This is a genomic window from Actinoplanes sp. NPDC051633, from assembly GCF_040681735.1.
Taxonomy (GTDB): Bacteria; Actinomycetota; Actinomycetes; order Mycobacteriales; family Micromonosporaceae; genus Actinoplanes.
Window position 1 is genome coordinate 1 of record NZ_JBFAZH010000679.1, and the last position, 4,310, is coordinate 4,310.

Genomic DNA, 4,310 nt, shown 5'->3' on the forward strand with positions numbered 1-4,310 from the left:
GCTCGACGGGCTGAACGTGGCCATCGTCGGCGACGTCCTGCACAGCCGGGTGGCGCGATCCAACGTGTTGTTGCTCACCACGCTCGGCGCCCAGGTCACCGTGGTCGGCCCGCCGACGCTGATCCCGATCGACGTGGCGGCCGCCCTCTCGCCGGCCACGAAAGTGTCGTACGACCTGGATAGCGTCCTGCCCGACGCGGACGTCGTGATGATGCTGCGGGTCCAGACCGAGCGGATGCAGGATTCCTACTTTCCCTCGGCGCGGGAGTACAGCCGCCGCTACGGACTCGACGTGCCGCGGATGAGGAGGCTGCCGGAGCACGCCATCGTCATGCACCCGGGTCCGATGAACCGGGGCATGGAGATCGCGCCCGAGGTGGCCGACTCGAGCCGCTCCACGATCGTCGAACAGGTCGCCAACGGCGTCAGCGCCCGGATGGCGGTTCTCTACCTGCTGCTCGGAGGAAAAGCGTGACCTCGTACGTCATCAAGGGTGCGTCCGTACTGGGCGCCGCACCGACGGATCTTTTCGTCCGGGACGGGATCCTGGTCGACGGCCCCGGGTCGAACGCCGAGGTCATCGACGCCGGCGGCCTGGTCGCGCTGCCCGGCCTGGTCGACCTGCACACCCACCTGCGCGAGCCCGGCCGCGAGGACGCGGAGACCGTCGAGACCGGCTCGCGGGCCGCGGCCGCCGGCGGGTACACGGCGGTCTGCGCGATGGCGAACACGTCACCGGTCGCCGACACCGCCGGCGTCGTCGAGCAGGTCTGGCGCCTCGGCCGCGAGGCCGGGCTGGTCGACGTGCAGCCGATCGGCGCGGTCACCGTCGGGCTGGCCGGCAAGCAGCTCGCCGAGCTGGGCGCGATGGCCACCTCCGCGGCCAAAGTGCGGATCTTCTCCGACGACGGCAACTGCGTCGCCGACCCGCGGCTGATGCGCCGCGCGCTGGAGTATGTGAAGGCGTTCGACGGCATCATCGCCCAGCACGCCGAGGAGCCGCGGCTCACCGAGGGCGCGCAGATGCACGAGGGCCAGGTGTCCACACGACTCGGCCTGACCGGGTGGCCGGCGGTCGCCGAGGAGGCGATCATCGCCCGGGACGTGCTCCTGGCGGAGCACGTGGGCAGCCGGTTGCACGTCTGCCACGTCTCCACCGCCGGGTCCGTCGAGGTTCTGCGCCAGGCCAAGGCGCGGGGGGTACGCGTCACCGCCGAGGTCACGCCGCACCACCTGCTGCTCACCGACGAGCTGGCCGCCAGCTACGACCCGGTGTTCAAGGTGAACCCGCCGCTGCGCACCGCCGCCGACGTCGAGGCGTTGCGCTCAGGGCTGATCGAGGGCGTGATCGACATCGTCGCCACCGACCACGCGCCGCACGCGGTGGAGGACAAGGAGTGCGAGTGGGCGTACGCCCGGCCCGGCATGGTCGGGCTGGAGACGGCGCTGCCGGTCGTGCTCTCGGTGCTGGGTGAGCAGTGGGAGCTGATCGCCGACCGGATGTCCACCGCTCCCGCGCGCATCGCCGGCCTGACCGGGCACGGCCGGCTGGGCGCCGGCCGGCCGGCGTCGCTCACCCTGGTCGACCCGAGCGCACGGCACGCCGTCGACTCGTCCTCGTTCGCCTCTCGCAGCCGCAACACGCCTTATGCCGGCACGGTTCTGCCCGGTCGCATCGTCGCGACCTTCCTCCGGGGTCAGCCGACAGTTCTCGACGGGAAGGCCACCAAATGACCGCAGCGATCCTGGTGCTCGAGGACGGGCGCACGTTCACCGGGCAGTCCTACGGCGCCGAGGGTGAGACGTTCGGCGAGGCCGTGTTCACCACCGGCATGACCGGATATCAGGAGACCCTGACCGATCCGTCGTACCACCGGCAGGTCGTCGTGCAGACCGCGCCGCAGATCGGCAACACCGGGGTCAACCCCGACGACGACGAGTCGTCGAAGATCTGGGTGGCGGGCTACGTCGTGCGCGACCCGGCTCGCCGGCCCTCGAACTGGCGGGCCACCGCCTCGCTCGACGAGCGGCTCGCGGCCGAGGGCGTGGTCGGCATCTCCGGCATCGACACCCGGGCGCTGACCCGGCACCTCCGCTCGCGCGGCGCGATGCGGGCCGGCGTCTCCACGATCGACCTCGACCCGGTGTCGGTTCGCGAGCGCGTCCTGGCCCAGCCGGAGATGACCGGCGCCGACCTGTCCGCCCAGGTCACCACGCCGTCGCTCTACACGGTCGGCGCCGACGGCGAGCACCGCTACACGATCGCCGCGCTCGACCTGGGCATCAAGCGCAACGTCGCCCGCCGGCTCGCCGCCCGCGGCGTCACCACGCACATCTTCCCTGCCACCGCCTCGGTGCAGGACCTGCTCGCGGTGAGCCCCGACGCCGTGTTCTTCTCGCCCGGCCCCGGCGACCCGGCCACCGCCGACCACCCCGTCGCCCTGGCGCAGGAGGTGATGCGCCGGCGGGTTCCGCTGTTCGGCATCTGCTTCGGCAGCCAGATCCTCGGCCGGGCGCTCGGCTTCGGCACCTACAAGCTGGGCTACGGCCACCGCGGCATCAACCAGCCGGTGCTCGACAAGACCACCGGGAAGGTCGAGGTCACCAGCCACAACCACGGGTTCGCCGTGGACGCGCCGCTCAACACCGTCATCGACACCGACTTCGGCGGCGTCGAGGTCAGCCACGTGTGCCTCAACGACGACGTGGTCGAGGGGCTGCGGGCGCGTGACGTGCCCGCGTTCACCGTCCAGTACCACCCCGAGGCGGCGGCCGGCCCGCACGACGCGGACTACCTCTTCGACCGTTTCGTGGAACTCGTCGAGAAGCGGAGCTGACGGCATGCCCAAGCGCACCGATCTGCAACACGTGATGGTGATCGGCTCCGGGCCCATCGTCATCGGCCAGGCCTGCGAGTTCGACTACTCCGGCACCCAGGCGTGCCGGGTGCTGCGCGCCGAGGGGCTGCGCGTCTCGCTGGTCAACTCCAACCCGGCGACGATCATGACCGACCCCGAGTTCGCCGACGCGACCTACGTCGAGCCGATCACGCCCGAGTTCGTCGAGCTGGTCATCGCCCGGGAGCGGCCGGACGCGATCCTGCCCACCCTCGGCGGGCAGACCGCGCTGAACACCGCGGTCGCCCTGCACGAGAGCGGGGTGCTGGAGAAGTACGGCGTCGAGCTGATCGGGGCGAACATCGACGCGATCCGCCGCGGCGAGGACCGGCAGCTGTTCAAGGACATCGTCGCCAAGGCCGGCGGCGAGACGCCGCGGTCGCGGGTGTGCCATTCCATGTCCTCCGTCTACGAGACAGTGGAGGAACTCGGCCTGCCGGTGGTCATCCGGCCGTCGTTCACGATGGGCGGCCTCGGCTCGGGCATGGCGCACACGCGAGACGATCTCGAGCGCATCGCGGGCGCCGGCCTGGCGGCTTCGCCGGTGCACGAGGTGCTCATCGAGGAGAGCGTGCTCGGCTGGAAGGAGTACGAGCTCGAGCTGATGCGCGACAAGCACGACAACGTCGTGGTGGTCTGCTCGATCGAGAACATCGACCCGATGGGCGTGCACACCGGCGACAGCGTCACCGTCGCGCCGGCCATGACGCTCACCGACCGGGAGTATCAGAAGCTGCGCGACCTCGGCATCGCCGTGCTGCGCGAGGTCGGCGTGGACACCGGCGGCTGCAACATCCAGTTCGCGGTCAACCCGAGCGACGGCCGGCTGGTCGTCATCGAGATGAACCCGCGGGTGTCCCGTTCGTCCGCGCTGGCCTCCAAGGCGACCGGCTTCCCGATCGCGAAGATCGCCGCCAAGCTGGCCATCGGCTACACGCTCGACGAGATCCCCAACGACATCACCCTCAAGACGCCGGCCGCCTTCGAGCCGGCGCTGGACTACGTGGTGGTGAAGATCCCGCGGTTCGCGTTCGAGAAGTTCCCGGGCGCCGACGCCGAGCTGACCACCACGATGAAGTCGGTCGGCGAGGCGATGTCTCTGGGCCGGAACTTCGCCGAGGCCCTGAACAAGGCCATGCGGTCGATGGAGACGTCGGCGGCCGGCTTCTGGACGGTGCCCGACTCCGACGTCTCGCTCGAAGCGACCCTGGACGCTCTTCGTGTGCCGCACGACGGCCGGCTCTACACCGTGGAGCGGGCGCTGCGGCTGGGCGCCACCGTCGAGCAGGTCCACGAGGCATCGGGTGGCATCGACCCCTGGTTCCTCGACGAGATCAAGGCGTTGGTGGACCTTCGTTCGGACATCCTGGACGCGCCGGTCCTGGATCTGCCGCTGCTGCGCCGGGCCAAGCG

General features: G+C 70.8%; 3 protein-coding genes and 1 pseudogene. All 4 read left to right on the forward strand.

Going from position 1 to position 4,310, the window contains the following annotated elements; translation table 11 throughout:
* Nucleotides 1-475, forward strand: a pseudogene (locus AB0M20_RS29560) (aspartate carbamoyltransferase); the annotation flags it as partial.
* A complete protein-coding gene (locus tag AB0M20_RS29565) occupies nt 472-1,734 on the forward strand; it encodes a dihydroorotase (protein WP_364303596.1) in 1,263 nt (420 codons plus the stop codon). The pseudogene AB0M20_RS29560 and the gene AB0M20_RS29565, both read left to right, overlap by 4 nt.
* Nucleotides 1,731-2,837 carry a glutamine-hydrolyzing carbamoyl-phosphate synthase small subunit gene (gene carA / locus AB0M20_RS29570; protein WP_364303597.1) on the forward strand — a complete coding sequence of 369 codons (1,107 nt, stop codon included), beginning with the start codon at nt 1,731-1,733 and terminating at the stop codon, nt 2,835-2,837. Before AB0M20_RS29565 ends, carA begins: the two co-directional genes overlap by 4 nt.
* 4 nt (nt 2,838-2,841) lie before the next feature.
* A partial coding sequence (gene carB / locus AB0M20_RS29575) for a carbamoyl-phosphate synthase large subunit (protein WP_364303598.1) occupies nt 2,842-4,310 on the forward strand: 1,469 nt, incomplete at its 3' end.